Raw genomic sequence first — 17,862 nt, forward strand, 5'->3', positions numbered from 1 at the left:
AACTAGATCACTCTGGCACACTCAATCAAAGCTTCTCTCGCCCCCGCTCGGGCAACGTCATCGACGATCCAAGTGACTGTGTCTTTTGCGCTTTATCGATCGAAGTTCATCGAGACGTACGTATCCTGAGCAAGCCAAAATTGCGTACTCACTTCGCGACCTGTCGATTAACGGGCTCGCACACTATAAGCCGCTGCAGCGACTGAGCTGCGAATTGAGGAGCCGCGAAGAATGACTGTCAGCCTGTTGGTGATTGACGATGATGAAAAGCTTACAGGGATGCTCAAGGAGTACCTTACGCGTTCGGATTTCAACGTGTCGCTAGCTCATACCGGTGCCGAAGGGTTGGCCATGCATGCCGAGCAGCGGTTTGAGGCCGTGGTTCTTGATCTCATGCTGCCGGACTCCAACGGGCTTGATGTCTGTCAGGCCCTGCAAAAGGAATCGAGCGTTCCCGTGATCATGCTTACAGCCAAGGGGGATCCGATGGATAGGATCGTTGGACTGGAAGTGGGCGCCGACGATTACCTTCCCAAACCGTTTGAGTCGCGGGAACTGCTCGCCCGGTTAAGAGCCGTTTTGCGCCGCGGAGGTGAAAAGGATGTTGTTGAGCGCGAACGGTTCGGTCGGCTTGATATTGACCGCGGCGCAATGGAGGTTCGGCTGGATGGCCAAAGGTGTGAGCTGACGTCATATCAATTCCAAGTTCTGGACCTGTTTGCCAAGAATGCGGGAGCAGTGATGAGCAGAGATGCTGTCATGATGAGGCTCAAGGGCAACGGGATAGAGGTTTTTGACAGGTCTATCGATGTCCATATCTCGCGCATCAGATCCGCGATTGAAGAAGATCCAAAGCATCCCAAAAGGCTGATAACCGTTCGCGGAATTGGCTATGTGTTTGCCAAGAGTCAGGACTAGCGATCTTTAGGCCCCGCCTCTTTGTCCGCATCATGGTGGTTGTGGTGGCAAGCCTTATGGCTTTTGCCACCAGCGCTTACTTCATTTTCAAGCGGGTCGAGGTGTCGCAATATGACAGCGTCGTGGTCGACAAGAGCGCGCCTCTGTTTGCCACCCTGCTGCCCGAAGTTGGCTCCTCCAATGACACATATGATGCCGCGTTGAAGGAAATCGGTGGTGTTCTGGAAATGAACATCACACTGTATGACGAGGAGCGCGCGCTGCTCGCGACGAGCGATTTCGTGTCGCCCATAGGCGCAACCGGCTTTCGACTTGGAGACTGGGAGGTTAGCCAGGATCAGCTGCATTGGACGACGCAATTGAGCGATGGTCGGTGGATTGTCGTTGATCTTGAAGAGCCACCAGAGACCGAAGAACTGCGGACCCTGATCATGGTTCTGTTTGCGACCGCAATCGTCCTGATTCTGGTTATGTATCCGTTTATCCGCAGTCTGACTGCGCGGCTTGAGACTCTTCAGCGTGCAGCGGTGAGAGTGGGGTCGGGAAAGCTTAGAACGCGGGTTGATGTTCGCGGCAATGACGAGGTCGCCTCGGTTGCGAAGAGCTTTAACGGCGCCGTCGATCAGATCGAGAAACTGGTTTCGTCCCAACGACTCTTGCTGGCCAACACCTCTCACGAACTCAGAACACCCTTGGCGAGGGTTCAACTGGGTCTTGATCTGGTTGAGAGCGATGTTCCCCCTAAGCAATATCGCTCCATCAAGAAGGACATCCGAGAGCTGGACGAACTCATCGATGAACTTCTGCTGCTATCGAGGTTCGATGCACCGGATTTTCGGATGACCGTTGGAGAGGTCGACCTGGTCGCGCTTTCAGCAGAAGAGTGCGCTCATTATGTCGGCTGCCAACTGGCGAGCGAAATCGTGCCGCGCATCACCGGCGATCAGAAAATGATCCGTCGCTTGCTGCGCAACCTTTTGGACAATGCAGAGAAGCACGGGGCCCAACCGATAAGTGTAGAGCTCAGCGAACGGACCGGTTTTGTTGATCTGATTGTGTCGGACAAAGGGCCGGGAATCTCGATGAGTGACCGGACGCATGTTTTTGATGCTTTCTATCGTGCATCGCATCGTCAGAACACGCCGGGCCACGGCCTTGGTTTGGCTCTCGTCAAGAGTATCGCAGATGCGCATAATGCAGATATCAAGGTGACAGCAGAGCCTGGCTTCTCGATCACCATCAGCTTCCCAGTTCGGACAACATCGGATTGAGGCACACCCAAGGGAGACACTAGGGTTATGAAGTTAGTGAAAATTTTCGCAGTTCTGGGTGTCATCGTTGCCTTACTGGCCGGTGCGGTTTTCCATTACTTCATGGATGGCGCCCTTCCCGAAGACCCCGAATTTGCGATCAACATCGAAGAATTGAGGGAGCTTGCAGAAGCGCCGAGTGAGCTGCGACCGACCACGATTGAATATGAGATTGTCGCACGCCGCGATGTTCCCAAGCTGGGCACTCAGGCAGGGCTTGAACGGTCGCCTATCACTATGGCGAGAGCTGTGTTTCGGCTGCGTTCGGAATGGGGCGACACGATGATTGATGTCGGCATGACGGACGCGACGCGGCAGGAGTTCATGGCCGAAGATGTCTTTGAGGCCGAGGCAATGGAGCGCGTCACAGCTGCGGTGGCTGGTGCGCGCAGTATCGTCGTCACTCACGAACACCCCGATCATATCGGATTGTTGGGGCAGATCGAATCAATCCGGCCAGATGCCGACGGGATTCTCCTTACCGCCGAGCAACTGGCGGGCATTCCCAAGTTTGCGGACAATGGCGAACTTCCTGCCATGCTCGCCGGACTGAAACCAGTAAGCTCCGACAAACCCACCGTCGTGGCACCGGGCGTGGTTATGTTGCCAGCAGCGGGCCATACGCCGGGCAGCGTGATTTTCTTCGTTGCCATGGCTGATGGTAGAGAGGTCTTGTTCTTGGGCGACACGGTTTGGAACATGTCCAACATCCGTGATGCTTTGGGTCGACCGCGTTTCGTTCAGCAATTCCTGATGCCGGAACCAGAAGATCGCGGTGCGGTCTATGATCAGTTGGCCAGCGTAATTGCCTTGGCAGAGCGCGAGCCCGACTTGATCATGCTGCCATCGCATGATGAGGACAATATCGATGGTCTGGTGAAGCTGGGTTTGCTCTCGCATCAGATGAATTCCGAGCCTGAGCCTGCGTTGCAAGCCGAAACTGCGCCGTAGACCGCGGATCGAGCGATCCAACTAGCTCTTGGGCTCTTCTCGAGCGCATCTTGCTCTAACCTTTAGGAAAAATGCTCGAAGCGCAACGGTTAGGCGCCGATTGTGGCCATGCCCATTCGTGAAAAATCCTGCCCTTTCGTGATTTTGCCGCCCTGCAAGGCGCCCTCATCCCCTAGTTCGGCTGGGACATAAACCATCCGTCAGAGCGGAGGTTTGGGACATTTTATGAGGCGCCCACCTTTGTGGGCACCCATGGGGAGAGAGAAAAATGAGGAAAAATAACAAGATAGCTGCGCTTGCTTCTGGTGCATCTGCATTTGCACTGTTGATTTCGGCGCAAGCAGCAAGCGCTCAGCAAGAAAGTGACCCACAAGAAGCGGATGAGGCCTCCGGCAACGCGCTGGACGTGATTATCGTCACGGCGAAAAAGCGCGAATCTGACGTCCAGGCCGTATCAAGCGCTGTCACCGCGATCGGTGGCGAACAAATCAAGGAAAGCAGAATTCGGGTAGCCGAGGACATTCTGGCCCTTACGCCGGGCGCGGCCGTCGCATCGTCTGGACCGCTCGAACAGCTCTTCTCTCTGCGAGGCATCTCTTCGGGCACCGAAGGTGCATCAGGTGATGCTGGCGTTCTGATGATGATCGACGGGGAAGTGATCTCGCGTGACTTCATGCGTTCTGGTGCATTCTTCGACGTTGAACGGGTTGAAGTCCTGCGTGGTCCGCAAGGCACCACCTACGGACGCAACTCAACTGGCGGTGTGTTCCATATCATCACGAACCAGCCGACTTTCGATCTAGAGGCTGGTGCGCGCGTCGAGATCGGGAACTTTGGTCTGATCGAATCTGAGGCCTATGTCTCCGCCCCCTTGTCGGACAAGGTGGCCGCTCGCTTGAGCTTCTATTCTCAGGATCAGGATGGATATTCTGTCGATGCCGTAACTGGCAATGACATCAATTTCTCAAACGTAGTGGCACTGCGCGGTCAATTGCTTTTTGAGCCAACGGACAATCTGTCGATCCTTGTGCGCTCGCATTACTCAGATGAGGACCACGGACCGAAGGCTCGTAAGCTGTATGATCCGACGCTGCCTTATGCCGACCCTAACCTGGGTTTCTCATTCACTGAGCTGAGTACCGATCCGTACCTTGTTTCCAACACACCAGTTGATGGAATTCAACGTGAGATATTTGGCGGAGCGATCGAGCTTAACTGGTCGAATGATTCCATTGATATCTTCTCTTTGACTGCCGTACGCAGAGGCGCCGCAGATGTCGAGCGCGACATTTTTGGCACCGATCAACGGGTCGTTATCCAGCTCGCGTCAGAGCGTGCGACAACGATCGATCAGGAAATCCGTATTTCGAATGCCCCTTCGGCAGAGACATTCACCTGGATGTTGGGCCTGTTCTATCTGAACGAAGACACGTCGCGGTCGGAAACGAAAGTCGTTCTGCCTGACGTGCTGGGCGGATTTGTCGCGACCGAGCAGAACTTCACTCAGACCAACGTAACCGACTCATTCGGTATCTTCGGCGATCTTCAGATTGCTCTGAGCGATTACACCAAGCTTGAGCTGGGATTGCGCTACTCACTCGATGAAAAGGAGCAGTCGATCTTTCACGAGGCAACCGGCTTCTTGGCAGATGCCTTCCTGCTTGATCCGAGCAACCCCGTCCAAGGTCAAGCGGACGCAACCTTCGATAGTGTGACCTGGAAAGTTGCGCTCAATCAGGAGGTCGCGCCTGACATCTTCGTTTATGGAAGTGCTGGGAACGGATACAAGTCCGGCGGTTTCAACCCGGAGCCCGCCACCAATCTTGATGCGGTCACCCCCTTCGACGAAGAAACGGTGTTGAGCTATGAGGTAGGACTTAAGTCGGAGTTGTTCGACAACAGCCTGCGCCTCAATCTTTCGCTGTTCCATACCGACTTCACCGACATTCAGGCGGAATTCTTCACCGCTGCGGGATCTGTCGTGGTCAACAATGTCGCAAGCGCACGAATTTCCGGTGTTGAGCTGGAAACGCTCTGGCGACCTATCGACGTATTGACGCTCGGCTTCTCCGGCTCGCTATACGATCATGAGTATGACGAGTTCATTGATCAAGACGGCATCGACAATTCCGGCAATCCGCTCGCCAACGTTCCGGACTGGACAATTGCCGCGACGGCTCAGCTTGATATCCCGCTGCCCTCGGGCATGGGAAGCTTGCGAGCTCGCACAGACTTCCAGCTTCGCGATGACGTGAATGAAGATGCCAATCCTGATCCGATTTTCGGCGTCCGTCCGGGCGAAGAGATGCTTGATCTAAGGTTGGCCTGGCAGTCAGAGAACCAAGATTTCGAAGTCGCACTGTGGGCTCAAAACGTTCTAGACAATGCTGAAATCACCGACATTGGGCCAATGGCGAACTTTAGCCAGAGACAGGCCGGTTATGCCGCTCCGCGGACGTACGGCATCTCATTCAGCGCTAGCTATTAACGCTGAGTTGCCCAGAGTTTTCAAATCCCCCTTCAATCCGATGCAAGGAAATCCAATATGAGTATTCTAAGCAAAAAAATCTGTTGCTCCTTCGCTGTCTCATGCCTTTTCGCATCGTCGGCTGGCATAGTTTCGCCTGCCGCCGCCGATCCTGGAGAAGCGAGTGAAACTTACCGGGATGTAGACGGAAACTTAACCGAGCGCTGGGTTTGGGGTGGTGCGGATCCTGAAGTTCTGAGCTCGACTTTTGAAGCGATGAAATCATCACAGGTCGAACGAAGCAATCCGGAGCTTTATGACACGATTGCAGAGTTCGGCCCTGGTCACTGGACATACGAGTTCCTGGCTCTGGGTGATGGAGAAATGAAGCGTGCTGCCACAGCAGAGGCTGCAGGCGACAGAGATGGCGCCCGTGATGCCTATTTCAGCGCTTCCAACTATTATCAGATCGGCAAATTCCCGTTCATTCGCACGGCGGATTATCCATACTACCTCTTCGCCTACAAGCGCAGCATGGTTGCGTATGAGAAGGCGGGGGAGTTTCTGCCTGTTCCGCTGGAAGTCGTAAATCTGCCGTATAAAGGACGTGCGATCAGGGGGTACCTCCACCTGACCCCAGCTGCGTTGGAAAACCCGGCACCATTGGTTGTCGTGTCCGGCGGCATCGATACGTTCAAAGTCGAGCACTTCCCGCTTGTCAAAGCCTTGAACGAGGCGGGCATGTCGGCGTTGGTGGTTGATCTGCCGGGTGTGGGTGAAAGCAACTTCCTGCCTTCAAACCACAAACATGATGCGGTCTACAGCGCGTTCCTGGATGCTCTTTCGAGTGATCCGAGGATTGATGGCGATAATGTCGGCGCCTGGGCTGCGAGTTGGGGTGGCAATGCCGCAGCGCGTGCAGCCTTTACCGACGATCGCTTTGGCGCAGTGGTCTCCGCTTGCGGACCTGTGCATGCCGCACTCTCAATCCCCGATCAGGCGGCGCGTCAGGCTCCTGACGCCGTCAGGGCCAACACGCCGAAAGTCGTTTTCGATGTGGTCACGGATCGGTTGGGAATGCAGCCGCCCATCGACAATGCGCAATTGCCTGAATTCGCAGATCGTCTGCGCAAATTCTCTCTGGTGGAGCAAGGGCTAGTTGGCGGGTCTGTTCGGACGAAAACCCCGGTAATGGTGATCAACACCAGAAGCGACAGTGTGGCTCCTCCCGAAGACATGGAAGTTTTGGCAGCCGCGTCAGAGAATGGAAAGGTCTTCTACACCGATGGAGAGGGGCACTGCGGTTCGCGCGTTCCGATCATCGCGAACTCCGTTCCGTGGCTCGCGTCGCATCTCTTGAACGGAGAATAGTAAGATGGCTTATGCGAAGATTGGCGCCATTTCCTACGCGCTTTGGTCGCTGCTGCATATTGTGCTTGGGGTGACCCGCCTCGCCGAAAGGGCGGGTGAAGGCGCGTTGGCCGAAGCCACAGGCAGGCTTGCTCAGGGGCATTGGACGCTTTTCTATATCGGTGTGTTCGGCCTTATCTGTTCGTACTTTAACTGGCGGAACAACACAGCCGCATATTGGGTGGCAGCGTTCATTATCTCAGCCGAAGATATCGGCTTCATCGTGTTCCCGGTGCTTTATGGGCAAACACCGTTTCCGGCTTCGGTGATCGGGCCAACTCTCTGGATCATCGGTCTGGTCTTTACAACACTTGCCTATTTGCAGGGGCGGAACGAGGCGCAGGCGCAGCTGTAAGCCAGTTCCTGCCTAAGCTCTACCGGGTGAGGTCTTGAACGCCTCTTGAATTCCTCATCCGGTAGTTCAATCACTCGCGCCAATGCAGTGATCAACTCTTTGCGCACCGGTCCGGCAAGACGTCTATGCCTGCCGTTTCATGTATTTCGTTTCCCATTCGTGCAAATGCGATGGTATTCCGGTCGAAAACCACGAGAGCAGCCCGCGAAGTCGTCGGGCGCTAATTACCCATCCCCCGTGGGGTTCCGTTCCCGATTGCTTCAACCTCCAATCCCTCAGGCCCCCTCTTATGCGCCTGAATTTGAAAAGGTACCCCCTATGAAGCGATACTTTTCCCTTGGGCGGACACGACTCCGCCTTGTTACTACTTTGCTTGTTACGATGATCCCATTCTCGCCTGCGCTCGCGCAGTCAGCCGAAGAGGATGAGGAAGACGGCGATTGGTCCGTGATCCTCGGTGTCGGCGCGATGATGAATCCCGAGTTCAGCGGGAGCGACTCGTCTGAGATTGGCCCGGTGCCGATTGTCGACATTGAGTATAAGGATCGCATTTTCCTCAACACTCAGGATGGTCTGGGTGTCTGGGTTCTCAACAACGACAAATTCTATCTCGGCACGTCGGTCGGATACAATTTCGATGCTCGTGATTTTGGCGATCAGCCTGAATTTGCAGGCCTGGTGAATGCCAACGAAACGATCGAAGCCAAGGTGTTGGCCGGCGTCGAATTCGGTCCGGTCGAGGTCGACCTCGAGGTTGCCCAAGGCATAAGCGGAGGCCATGATGGCATGCATGCCACTTTGAGTGCTGGCCTTGGTTTGCCAATCACCGATAAGCTTGGAGTCGAATTTGGTCCGTTCGTCACCTGGGGCAATTCCAACTACATCCAAACCATGTACGGCGTGACTGAAGAGGAAGCGGCAAACTCGGCCTTTGCCGAATACACACCGGGCTCCGGAATCGAGCGATTTGGTGCCGAGGCCCAGTCTATCTACCGGCTCACTGATAGACTTGGGATCGGAGCACAGGTTGAATACAGCAGGCTTGTTGGCGACGCAGCGGACAGCCCTTTTATCGAAACCAAAAACCAGCTTGAAGTGATCGGTGGAGTCTTCTTCCGCTTTTGAGTTGTTAGCTCTAGGCGCGCGCTCACAAGATCGGACGCCACAGGCGTCGCGGAGTGATTGGGTCGGTAACTCGGATCTATCACTCCGCAATGGCGGCATTGTTGAACTAGCCAAAAGCCAATTTCAGACACGCCAAGCAAGCCCCATCTAGGTCTTGTCAGATTAAACGTACCTGATTGAAAGTTGGGTTCGAACGGGTAGGGCAGGGACCATGCCCAGACGCAAGAAACCGGCCGGTCGGTGCTGTCAAAGCAAATGCACCTGATTGAAAATCGAAGCTAGCTGAGTAGGGCAGGGCGATGCCCAGACCCAAGAAACCAGCCAATCCATTTCGCTATTTCAACTCATCTCCTGAGATCATCCGCCTGGCTGTGATGATGTACGTCCGCTTCCCGCTTTCGCTCAGGAACGTCGAGGATTTGCTGTTTGAGCGCGGGATCGACGTCTGTCACGAGACCGTGAGACTGTGGTGGAACCGGTTCGGTCCGCTGTTTGCTGCAGACATTCGTCGGCAACGAGTAAGTCGAATGAAGGGCTTTCGTCATTGGCAGTGGCACCTCGATGAGGTGTTTGTGAAGATCAATGGCGAGGCGCACTATTTGTGGCGGGCGGTGGATCAAGAAGGCGAGATCCTCGAGAGTTACGTCACGAAGAAGCGAGATAAGAAGGCTGCATTACGGTTCCTGAAGAAGGCATTGAAGCGGCATGGTCAGGCGGAAAAAATTGTCACCGACGGGCGCCGAACCTATCCGGCAGCTATGCGAGATCTAGGGATTCTAGACCGCCGTGAGATGGGGCGGTGGAAGAACAATCGAGTGGAGAACGGCCACCTCCCGTTCCGACGAAAGGAGCGAGTGATGCAACGTTTCCGTCGGATGAAATCGTTACAGAAGTTCGCTTCGCTCCACGCCAATGTCCACAATCACTTCAATTCCCAGCGCCACCTCGTCGATAGACGAACTTACAAGACCGCCCGCTCAGCCGCACTGGCTGAGTGGCAAAACCTTGTGGCCTGAAGAGTGTTGGGAAAGGGGAGAGTTACGCCAATCGGAGACAAGTTGCAGTTAGTCTGACAGCACCCTCTGGATTATACATTGCAGTTACGACCTGCGGTGCTGCTGACCGTCATCCAGAAGCAACTTCAACTCATGTCGTGGAGCTGTCTAGCGGGAATATAATTGGCTCTATACGGGATGGTTTCGCGGCTTTGGCATGGAGTCCTACCGCGCAGCAGCTTCTGACATTCAAGCGGCCTGCGTCAGCCGAACTCGTAGAGGCGGATGCTGTTTTTCGACTACTCGACCTAACCGATAATGCCGTAAGCGAAAGTCAGAATGCGGCTGATTTTGGTCTTTGGGCAAAGCGCGCTGCAATTCAAAATATCCCGAATGGGCTAGCGGTGAACGCCAACGGCGACCGTGTGTTCAAGCGTGAATATAAGAGCGGAGAGGCGAGTTCCGAAGTACGGCAAGTGTTTCAAGTGATTAATATATCTGGCGACGATCCTGTCGTGGAAATGGAAATTGACGGAGAGGTAGCCGATGCTGACTGGTCTCCGATTGATCCTAACTGCTTTGTTACGGCAGGCGGTTTTGGTCATGAAAATGACGTAAGAATTTGGGCGATTGAATGAACCTGAAAAGGGAATGTTGCTCTTGATAGACGTAGTGCAAGATGTGCGGTGTAATACACCGCATCTTGGGAAGGGAGACGCTTTTGCGCTCTCCCGTTCCATCCCTCTACCAGTTGGCGCGGTAAGTAGGTATCTTGAGGATCTGGCTAGAGGCCAGATATAAGAGCCATATTCCGCACCAAAGCCCGTATCGTCGGTCAATCCTCACAAGGAAAACTTTGCTCTCCCTTTGCAAACCCATCGCTTCTTTCAGAAAGATCAAAGTGAGCGTCTCGCAGCTCCTTTTGAAACTCCGGCCCTAATTTGGATAAGATGAACGCCAGGGAGCCTTTAGTCGCCACAAGAAATTGAGTTTCTGTCGTACAAAGCCGAGCAGCGAACGCACCCGCGCCTCCGCATTCTCTATCGACTGTTTTGAGCTAGCTCAAGCCAAAGTACTGGTATGCCATCGCGACACCGAGCAATACTGTCGATCCGGCAAGATATGGATTGAGTTTTCGATCCACTACCAATGCCTTGGCGCTGTACGCAACAAAACCTAGCAGAAGAGCTTTGTCCAAACTGAAGGTGACGGCTGAAAGCAGACCCATCGCTGTGACAACGAAGAAATCGAAACTAGCCAATTTCTTATTGGCATCATCCCCACCTTGAGTGAAAAGTTCATCTCTCGGGAAGAGCAGCCAGCCAACATAAATCAAAGTGCCTGCAACAGCGGCTGTTGGGACGATACTCACTAGTGACGAGAGGCTCAGGCTCGCAAACATTAGCAAGGCGCAAACAATAGCGACAATGCCCGTCCGACCGCCTTGACCAATGCCAACGGCACTTTCCACATAGGTGATGACTGTCGAAGTACCCAAGGCGCTTCCGACCATCGTAGCCCCGCCATCTACATAGAGGGCCTTGTCCATGTTTTTGACTGCACCCTCTGTTTGCAAATTCGTTTGGCGAGTTAAGCCGATAAATTTACCTATGCTGCCATAAAAATCGATCATGAAAAAGACTAGAAGAACAGTCCATGTTCTTGGGTCTGAAAATATCCCAAACAGATCAAACGCACCTAAGGCTGAAAAAAATTCGCTTGCTACCGCAGGGGGAGTGTCAGCCTTCACATCAAGAAAATGAGCGATTACGGTACAAAGTACGATTGAAACAAGCATGCCTGCAAAAAACACAGGCCGACCGGTGGATTTTCTTCTCAAACCGAGGAGTAAGGCTACAGCGAAACCGATGTACAATAAGAACGCTTTAGGGGACGCAAAGTCACCCACCGCTGATGGTACGCCGTCCGAAAACTGAACTAAGTCCGTCACAACCAATCCGATAACCATTACGAACACGCCAACGGAAACAGATATCGCAACCTTCAAACCTTCGGGAATAGAATCAATGATGCGCTGCCTCGCAGGGATGATCGTCAAAACCAAACACAAGAGGCCCGACCAAAATACGATTCCCAGCGCTTCCTGCCAGGTGAAGCCGAGCGTTGCGACGACCACAAATGCAAAGAAGCCATTGGCCTCTAGGCCAGGTGCTAACGCAAAAGGTAAGCGCGCATACAGCCCCATTATCAACGTCGCAGATGCCGAAGCTACTATGGTTGCGAAAAAGACAGCGCCAGCTGGTATTCCAGACTCACTCAAGATTGCTGGGTTGAGAATGAAAATGTAAGCAATGCTGAGGAATAAGCTTATGCCAGCAACAACCTCAGTGGTCCAATCTGTTTGCAATCTCTCGAACTCAAACCTTTCAGCGATAGATCGAAGCATACTCCCCTCCCGTTAACAGCGCCATTTTTCGAATAATAATTAAGCACGATTGATGCCGAATAGCCAACCTAAAACCAAAAAACACCCCAAGATAATTGCAGATAGAATGAGTATCCAATTGAGTCTCACATTTACGAACTCAATCTTATGCGAGTACACGCGTAAGACGTTCTTGACGGCATAGCCTAGGAAGCCTGTCGATAGGGCTGTGAATAGCGAAAAGTCTATTATCACCAGGCCCGACATTACCGTGATGATCAACCAATCAAAGTTATCCAGGCCTTCGCCTAATGGCAGCGTCCGCATGATCTTGAACCCAATATACGTAAGCGCAGGAACTGTCGCTGTAGCCGGGATCATCAAGATGTAAGGGGCAAGAAAGAGTACAAGGATCATCAAAAGACCGCATACAATCGCGGTAACCCCTGTGCGCCCCCCCACGTTTATGCCAACGCCGCTTTCGACAAATGTAGTGATACTAGTCACACCTAGAAAAGAGCCGAAGAATGTTGCGATGCCATCTAGTGAAAGCGCCCTAGGAGCTCGCTCGCGCAGGTCTGAGCTCATGGACTTTCCCTCGAGCAGGCCGATGAATTTTGCCACGCTGCCATAGAAGTCGATCAGAAAAAGAGTGAGAACGACAATCATAGCCTGAACGGAGAACACGATAGAAGACAGGCTCTGTAGATTTATCGCGTTAGCGTTCGTCAGACGAAAATCTTCAAATCCGGGATTGTAAGCCGTCGGATCGCCTGCAAAGATCTGGATGAGCCCGCAGACCAAAATGCCAAGCAAAATTGAGCCAGAAAAGCCAACGCGACTAAAGAAAAAAGTTACTGCAAGGCCGATCATGACAGAGTAGAAAGTGAGATTGAGCTCAACACTGCTCACCGTCAAAAAGCCACGACTGTAATCAAAAACGCCGATTAAATTCAATGAGACGACAACTAAAAACAAGCCTATTGAGAAAGTTATGGCGTGCTTTAGTTTGACGGGGACCTGATCGATAAGGGTGTCTCTCACTTTTGCGATCGTGAGGATAACGAATAGCAAGCTCGACAGGAATATCATTGCGAGGGCTTGCCTCCAGTCGAACCCCAAAAGTCCGACAACCGTAAAGGCGACGTAAGTACTCATCTCTAGCCCGGGAGCTAGCGCGAATGGAAGTCGAGCAAATATGCCCATCGCGATTGTTGAAATCGACGAGATGATTATCGCCGCGTAAAGTACAGAAACAAGGTCCATGCCCGCCAATTGCAATATCGTTGGCGTAACGATAAAGATATAAACCAAGCTTGCGAAGGTTGATGTGCCTGCGAGCACCTCCGTTCCCCACCTCGCGTTATGTTTGGAGAAATAGAAGTACTCTTCGACTGCGGCAACAATGCCTTTTCCGAAATTAGGCGCCTGCACGTTATTTTACCAACTCTTTCAACTTCTCGTCTGTTCGTTCCTTGGCCAAGAGCGCGAGAAAAGCCGCAATCGCCATCTTTGAGTGCTCGAAAATTTTGCTGTCTCCGAATATCTCGACGAGAATCAGGACTATGAAAGCTAGGGCCGCAAGAGATAGAGACGGGGCCATGGCAGAAAACAAAAGAGCCACAACGCTTAAAACAGAAGCCGCAATGTAGAAGAGGCCGTAAAAGGCGCAAGTGACTATAAGACCAACGGAAATTGCATATCTGGATGAGTTCTCAATCACCTTTGCTAGTGCCAATTCGAGCTTTGCGGATAAGTCTTGGGAAGCAAAATCGGGAATTTCACCAAGGTCTGCGACCATCAAAGAAGCGGTCACAGCGAAAGTTAACACAGACACCACAATCACAATCGTGGCGACCCAAGCGTTTTTCCAATACGACAAAGCCCCCCCCATGGACAATCTTAATTGTCTGGAACTAGCTAACGAAGTTTCTTTCAAAACAAAAGAAGATAATACTATTTGTCTGTGCTGGTATTCGTTGTGCGATAGGCTTTATGGCATCGTGCTCTTTTCGGCTAGGAGGCCAAAAGCCACTTCTGGCCGAGTGCTATCGCTTCGGGTTATCGCGCTTCGACTGGAAATTATAGCTGGCCTTTCGATGATGCAATTCATCCGCATATCGCTGGATGTCTCCAATAGCGCTGATAATCTCATACTCTATCGAGCGGGCACTGTCAGAGCAAATGCACCGGGTAGCGAAACACGCCTGATCAGCTAGGGCAGGGCGATGCCTAGACCCAAGAAGCCAGCGAGCCCATTTCGCTATTTCAATTCCTCGCCCGAGATTATCCGGTTGGTCGTGATGATGTACGTCCGTTTCCCGCTGAGCTTGCGTAATGTCGAAGATCTGTTGTCAGAGCGCGGTATCGACATTTGCCATGAAACGGTCCGGCACTGGTGGAACCGTTTTGGACCGCTCTTCGCGGCGGATGTGAAACGCCAACGGATCAGCCGGATGCGCGGTTTTCGGCAATGGAAATGGCACCTCGACGAGGTCTATGTGAAGATAAATGGCGAGATGCACTACCTGTGGCGAGCGGTCGACCAGGAGGGCGAGATTCTCGAGAGCTACGTGACGAAGAAGCGGGACAAGAAGGCGGCACTACGCTTTATGAAGAAGGCTCTGAAACGGCACGGTCGGGTGGAGAAGATCGTGACCGACGGGCTCAAATCATACCCTGCCGCGATGCGTGATCTTGGCAACCTCGACCGCCAAGAAGTCGGGCGGTGGAAGAACAATCAGGTGGAAAATAGCCACCTGCCACTCCGACGACGAGAGCGGTCCATGCTGCGGTTCAGGCAAATGAAATCGTTACAGAAATTCGCCTCAGTCCATTCCAACGTCCACAATCACTTCAACTCCCAGCGCCACCTCGTCGATAGACAGACTTACAAGACCGCCCGCTCAGCCGCACTGGCTGAGTGGCAAACACTCATGGCCTGATACATGTCGGGGAAGGGGGCAGCTTTGCAAATCGGAGACAAGTTGCGGTTAGACTGACAGCACCGGCAACGGCAATCTCAGCATCTCGGGCAGCGCAGGCGCAATCGATTTTTCGGCCGCGCTTAAGATGAATATGGTAAGGGTTCTGTTCGAGGGCCCCGAGACACTTGCCGACGGTACGGAGCGCATATTCGAGACGCGCGACGAACAATTCTTCATACGCGGCGACCAACCGGAGCTGGCCGCGGGCATCGTGTGGAAACGCCCTGGCGGTCAGGTCCTAAATGCAAAAGCGTCGATAAGCCGGCTTGATGTGCGCAGAGGACAGGCAAGCACCAGCACCGCCATTACATCGTCGGGCAGCAACCAATCCAGCATAGCCCAAACCAGCGCAATTACTGACGATATGCGCTTTGATGCTGACTATTCGCTTCCCGCCTTTGATGGGACGCTGAAGGCCATTGGCTTTGCGCGGCTTCGCAGCAATGATGCCACGACGCGGTTTACGCTCTTCGATGCACCTGGCAATCCTATGGCTGACCGCGCCTTTGAAGAAGAAAGCGCCTCCCAAGAATGGGTAGCACGCTTCGAGCAGCAATGGCGTGAGAGCGATGGCAAGAGTTGGCAACTGGCCGGCGAAGCGGCGTATAATTCGCTCGATCTTACGACTTCACTGCTTGCCTTTGATCCGGCTACGCCATCGCAAGTTTTGTCCGAAACGCAGTCGCGAACAATGATTGAAGAACTGCGCAGCGAAATAACCGTGGCGCACCAGAGACGGTTAAACTCACAGTCCAGTCTTCAGATCTCCATCGGGGGAGAGGTTTCGGAAATCGGGCAAACAGGATTTAGGCGCGCCTTTTTCCGTCCCAAAGGTTTTGCCAACTATACCTTAAAGCCCGGATCCGATTGGACATTGTCTGCCCGTATTGCCCGAGAGGTAGGGCAGATCAACTTCCGCAATTTCGCATCAACCGTTTCGCTCATCGAGGGGGTTTCTACACAAGAAAACCTCGGGCTTGTCCCGCAGCAAAGCTGGGTGATCACAGGAAGGGCTGAGCGCATTTTCGAAGCTGGCCACACATTCTCCTTGGCGCTCACGCGGGAGCATATCTCGGACCTAGTCGATCGTATCCCTCTTGGAACTGACGGCGACGCTGTGGGGAATATTCCAACCGCCTCACGAACTGCCATTGAAACCAGCGTCACTTTGGTTGGCTCGGGGCTTGGTCTGCCTGGTGTGCAACTCGACTTGAATGGCAATTGGCAGTGGTCGTCTGTCATCGATCCGATCGGAGGTTTTGACCGGGACATCGGCAATTTGCGCGTACGGGATTTGAGACTGCGCTTCAGACATGATCTCCCCCGATCTGATTGGTCCTATGGACTTGAGTTACGAGAGATCAAGCTCGCCCCGGTTTTTCGAGCGACTTTAACCGAATTTCGCAATGTTCCTGGCGGAGCCCTTTCGCCAGGAACCAATGCTGTATTTATTGAGAACAAAGATCTGTTTGGTCTGCGTGCCCGTATCGAGGTGTCGGAGCTCCTCGGCCAGAAGTCGCGTTTCAGGCGATTGACACATAGCGGACGTCGCGATCTTACGCCGATTGTCCGTATTGAAAATCGAGAGCGGTCGTTGGGAGGTCCTGTTTTGAGCCTTAGTCTGGGACGCACTTTTTAGCATTAGAAGACAGCGAGGGCAGAAATTCGCCCGTGATACACGCCTTTGATCTGACGGGAACTGGAACTGTCCGAACGCCAAGTGGACCGTCCCTTTTGCTCGCCTTTCCAATTCGACTTCCTGTCGATAGATCCGATACACGATGGCGACCGCCAGCTCGGCCGTGTCTCGAAGTGGATAATCCGCAACCAAGTCGAAAGACCACAATCCGAGCTTGGTTTGCCAAAATCGGACATTCCGCAATCGGCCCAATTTCAGCCAAGCCTGAATGACGGATTTTGGGGGTGGAAGCGGACATACCGCTCCTCGGAGAAAGCAGGATTAATAGCAATAACTGCTATCTCGCACTCCTGCCTGATATATGGTCAAATTGCTCTGCAATGGAAAGGTAGGCTTCCTCCCATCCATTAGACATACTTAACTCTTGGAGTGGCCCAGTTGGTGCAAACAGCATTGCCACTGCGTCGACCGTGAATGTACCTTCGCGAAGGTCCTCAAGAATTTCGTCCATTTCCGCAAGTGCATGATCTTTTGACTTCCAGCCAGAATAGCTGAAATCGTCAGATACTGAGACTGCGTTTACGACTAACTCAATCAAATCAATCAGTGATTTCAATTGCGTGCGGCTCATGAGGCCACACTACCACCACAACATGCACGATCAAAGGCAGCTTATGGGGTGGAAAGCCGACTGTCGTCAGCATGCACACTTTACCGGAAAAAGCCTTGCTGTTGGTTGGAAATGTTGCTTCGTGGACACACGATTGAAGCGGATGACACATGACCACTACATTCAAAAATAACATCAAGTTTGCCATGGCGACGATCTCAATCGCAGCGTGTGGCTTTTGGTTCAACATGGAGAGATATCAAAAGGATCGGGTGGCAACGGTGATTGTCAGATCGGTCGAAAGTGTTGTCACTCAAGGCAGCGAGCCAGAACAGTTGGAAACGCTGGAAAACAAAGAGGTCCTCAATTCCTCCGTTAGCGAGTATTGATCTCAACTTACATACATGGCCCAAAGGTCAGCTATTGAGCCTTGGCAGTCAGGCTGCCTTCAGCGCCGAAAGCCATCTTGTTGCCAGTCAGTTGCCAGCGCGTATTGATAGCCCGTACGTTGGCACCTTCTGGAGTGTGTTCCAGACAATGAAGCAATTATTCAAATTTTTCGATCTGGCTGCCCGTGATCAAGCAATAAGCGTAGGGCTGGCAGGAACGATGGCGGTAGCCATGGCGATGGCCGAGAGCACGACTGCGAAGGCGGCGGCGAAGAGGTTGTTGGCATTAAAGGTCATGGGGGTCTTCCTTTGGGAGGGGG

The 17,862-nt window shown here is 53.0% G+C and carries 17 protein-coding genes; 13 read left to right on the forward strand and 4 right to left on the reverse strand.

Features of this window, described 5'->3' with window-relative positions; translation table 11 throughout:
* Positions 1–231 precede the first annotated feature (231 nt).
* The 9 genes from J9777_RS14530 to J9777_RS14570 all read left to right on the forward strand — a co-directional run bounded on the left by J9777_RS14530 (position 232) and on the right by J9777_RS14570 (position 10,169).
* Entirely contained in the window at positions 232–918 is a 687-nt protein-coding gene (locus tag J9777_RS14530) for a response regulator transcription factor (RefSeq protein WP_209349498.1), read from the forward strand.
* Positions 919–974: 56 nt separating this feature from the next.
* Positions 975–2,189, forward strand: coding sequence for a HAMP domain-containing sensor histidine kinase (locus tag J9777_RS14535; RefSeq protein ID WP_209349499.1), 1,215 nt, complete (start codon positions 975–977; stop codon positions 2,187–2,189).
* Positions 2,190–2,216: 27 nt separating this feature from the next.
* On the forward strand, positions 2,217–3,179 hold the full coding sequence (locus tag J9777_RS14540) for an MBL fold metallo-hydrolase (RefSeq protein WP_209349500.1): 963 nt from the start codon (positions 2,217–2,219) through the stop codon (positions 3,177–3,179).
* A gap of 268 nt (positions 3,180–3,447) precedes the next feature.
* A complete protein-coding gene (locus J9777_RS14545; protein ID WP_209349501.1) occupies positions 3,448–5,667 on the forward strand; it encodes a TonB-dependent receptor in 2,220 nt (739 codons plus the stop codon).
* Between the two features lie 57 nt (positions 5,668–5,724).
* Entirely contained in the window at positions 5,725–7,017 is a 1,293-nt protein-coding gene (locus J9777_RS14550) for an alpha/beta fold hydrolase (protein WP_209349502.1), read from the forward strand.
* A gap of 4 nt (positions 7,018–7,021) precedes the next feature.
* On the forward strand, positions 7,022–7,411 hold the full coding sequence (locus J9777_RS14555; protein ID WP_209349503.1) for a hypothetical protein: 390 nt from the start codon (positions 7,022–7,024) through the stop codon (positions 7,409–7,411).
* Between the two features lie 381 nt (positions 7,412–7,792).
* Positions 7,793–8,536 carry a MipA/OmpV family protein gene (locus J9777_RS14560; protein WP_209349504.1) on the forward strand — a complete coding sequence of 248 codons (744 nt, stop codon included), beginning with the start codon at positions 7,793–7,795 and terminating at the stop codon, positions 8,534–8,536.
* 299 nt (positions 8,537–8,835) lie between these two features.
* Complete coding sequence (locus tag J9777_RS14565) at positions 8,836–9,552, forward strand: IS6 family transposase (RefSeq protein WP_209349505.1); 717 nt, start codon at positions 8,836–8,838, stop codon at positions 9,550–9,552.
* Between the two features lie 191 nt (positions 9,553–9,743).
* Positions 9,744–10,169 (forward strand): hypothetical protein, encoded by a 426-nt coding sequence (locus tag J9777_RS14570; RefSeq protein ID WP_209349506.1) that lies wholly within the window; start codon positions 9,744–9,746, stop codon positions 10,167–10,169.
* A 419-nt stretch (positions 10,170–10,588) separates the two neighbouring features.
* On the opposite strand, the gene J9777_RS14575 is transcribed toward J9777_RS14570, so the two are convergent.
* Genes J9777_RS14575 through J9777_RS14585 form a run of 3 tightly spaced genes read right to left on the reverse strand, consistent with a single transcriptional unit; the run spans position 10,589 to position 13,799 of the window.
* Positions 10,589–11,938 carry an NCS2 family permease gene (locus tag J9777_RS14575; RefSeq protein WP_209349507.1) on the reverse strand — a complete coding sequence of 450 codons (1,350 nt, stop codon included), beginning with the start codon at positions 11,936–11,938 and terminating at the stop codon, positions 10,589–10,591.
* Between the two features lie 39 nt (positions 11,939–11,977).
* Positions 11,978–13,351 carry an NCS2 family permease gene (locus J9777_RS14580; protein ID WP_209349508.1) on the reverse strand — a complete coding sequence of 458 codons (1,374 nt, stop codon included), beginning with the start codon at positions 13,349–13,351 and terminating at the stop codon, positions 11,978–11,980.
* A gap of 1 nt (position 13,352) precedes the next feature.
* On the reverse strand, positions 13,353–13,799 hold the full coding sequence (locus J9777_RS14585; RefSeq protein WP_209349509.1) for a hypothetical protein: 447 nt from the start codon (positions 13,797–13,799) through the stop codon (positions 13,353–13,355).
* 346 nt (positions 13,800–14,145) lie between these two features.
* On the opposite strand from J9777_RS14585, the gene J9777_RS14590 reads away from it, so the two are divergent.
* A complete protein-coding gene (locus tag J9777_RS14590) occupies positions 14,146–14,862 on the forward strand; it encodes an IS6 family transposase (RefSeq protein WP_209349510.1) in 717 nt (238 codons plus the stop codon).
* A 532-nt stretch (positions 14,863–15,394) separates the two neighbouring features.
* Positions 15,395–16,543 carry a hypothetical protein gene (locus J9777_RS14595; protein ID WP_209349511.1) on the forward strand — a complete coding sequence of 383 codons (1,149 nt, stop codon included), beginning with the start codon at positions 15,395–15,397 and terminating at the stop codon, positions 16,541–16,543.
* A gap of 337 nt (positions 16,544–16,880) precedes the next feature.
* Here J9777_RS14595 and J9777_RS14600 read toward each other — a convergent pair whose 3' ends face one another.
* Entirely contained in the window at positions 16,881–17,174 is a 294-nt protein-coding gene (locus J9777_RS14600; protein ID WP_209349512.1) for a hypothetical protein, read from the reverse strand.
* Between the two features lie 149 nt (positions 17,175–17,323).
* On the opposite strand from J9777_RS14600, the gene J9777_RS14605 reads away from it, so the two are divergent.
* Together J9777_RS14605 and J9777_RS14610 are read left to right on the forward strand one after the other, a co-directional pair.
* Entirely contained in the window at positions 17,324–17,542 is a 219-nt protein-coding gene (locus J9777_RS14605) for a hypothetical protein (protein WP_209349513.1), read from the forward strand.
* Positions 17,543–17,576: 34 nt separating this feature from the next.
* The coding region (locus J9777_RS14610) for a hypothetical protein (RefSeq protein WP_209349514.1) at positions 17,577–17,862 on the forward strand (286 nt) is incomplete at its 3' end.

Source organism: Pontixanthobacter sp. CEM42 (assembly GCF_017812015.1).
Classification (GTDB): domain Bacteria; phylum Pseudomonadota; class Alphaproteobacteria; order Sphingomonadales; family Sphingomonadaceae; genus Pontixanthobacter.

Excerpts from the sequence above, each read along its gene's own strand:
- J9777_RS14600 (WP_209349512.1), bottom strand. The coding sequence starts at position 17,174 with ATGAGCCGCACGCAATTGAAATCACTGATTGATTTGATTGAGTTAGTC.
- J9777_RS14575 (WP_209349507.1), bottom strand. The coding sequence starts at position 11,938 with ATGCTTCGATCTATCGCTGAAAGGTTTGAGTTCGAGAGATTGCAAACA.
- J9777_RS14560 (WP_209349504.1), top strand. The coding sequence starts at position 7,793 with ATGATCCCATTCTCGCCTGCGCTCGCGCAGTCAGCCGAAGAGGATGAG.
- J9777_RS14565 (WP_209349505.1), top strand. The coding sequence starts at position 8,836 with ATGCCCAGACCCAAGAAACCAGCCAATCCATTTCGCTATTTCAACTCA.
- J9777_RS14590 (WP_209349510.1), top strand. The coding sequence starts at position 14,146 with ATGCCTAGACCCAAGAAGCCAGCGAGCCCATTTCGCTATTTCAATTCC.
- J9777_RS14605 (WP_209349513.1), top strand. The coding sequence starts at position 17,324 with ATGACCACTACATTCAAAAATAACATCAAGTTTGCCATGGCGACGATC.
- J9777_RS14595 (WP_209349511.1), top strand. The coding sequence starts at position 15,395 with ATGGCTGACCGCGCCTTTGAAGAAGAAAGCGCCTCCCAAGAATGGGTA.
- J9777_RS14530 (WP_209349498.1), top strand. The coding sequence starts at position 232 with ATGACTGTCAGCCTGTTGGTGATTGACGATGATGAAAAGCTTACAGGG.
- J9777_RS14545 (WP_209349501.1), top strand. The coding sequence starts at position 3,448 with ATGAGGAAAAATAACAAGATAGCTGCGCTTGCTTCTGGTGCATCTGCA.
- J9777_RS14540 (WP_209349500.1), top strand. The coding sequence starts at position 2,217 with ATGAAGTTAGTGAAAATTTTCGCAGTTCTGGGTGTCATCGTTGCCTTA.
- J9777_RS14535 (WP_209349499.1), top strand. The coding sequence starts at position 975 with ATGGCTTTTGCCACCAGCGCTTACTTCATTTTCAAGCGGGTCGAGGTG.
- J9777_RS14550 (WP_209349502.1), top strand. The coding sequence starts at position 5,725 with ATGAGTATTCTAAGCAAAAAAATCTGTTGCTCCTTCGCTGTCTCATGC.
- J9777_RS14555 (WP_209349503.1), top strand. The coding sequence starts at position 7,022 with ATGGCTTATGCGAAGATTGGCGCCATTTCCTACGCGCTTTGGTCGCTG.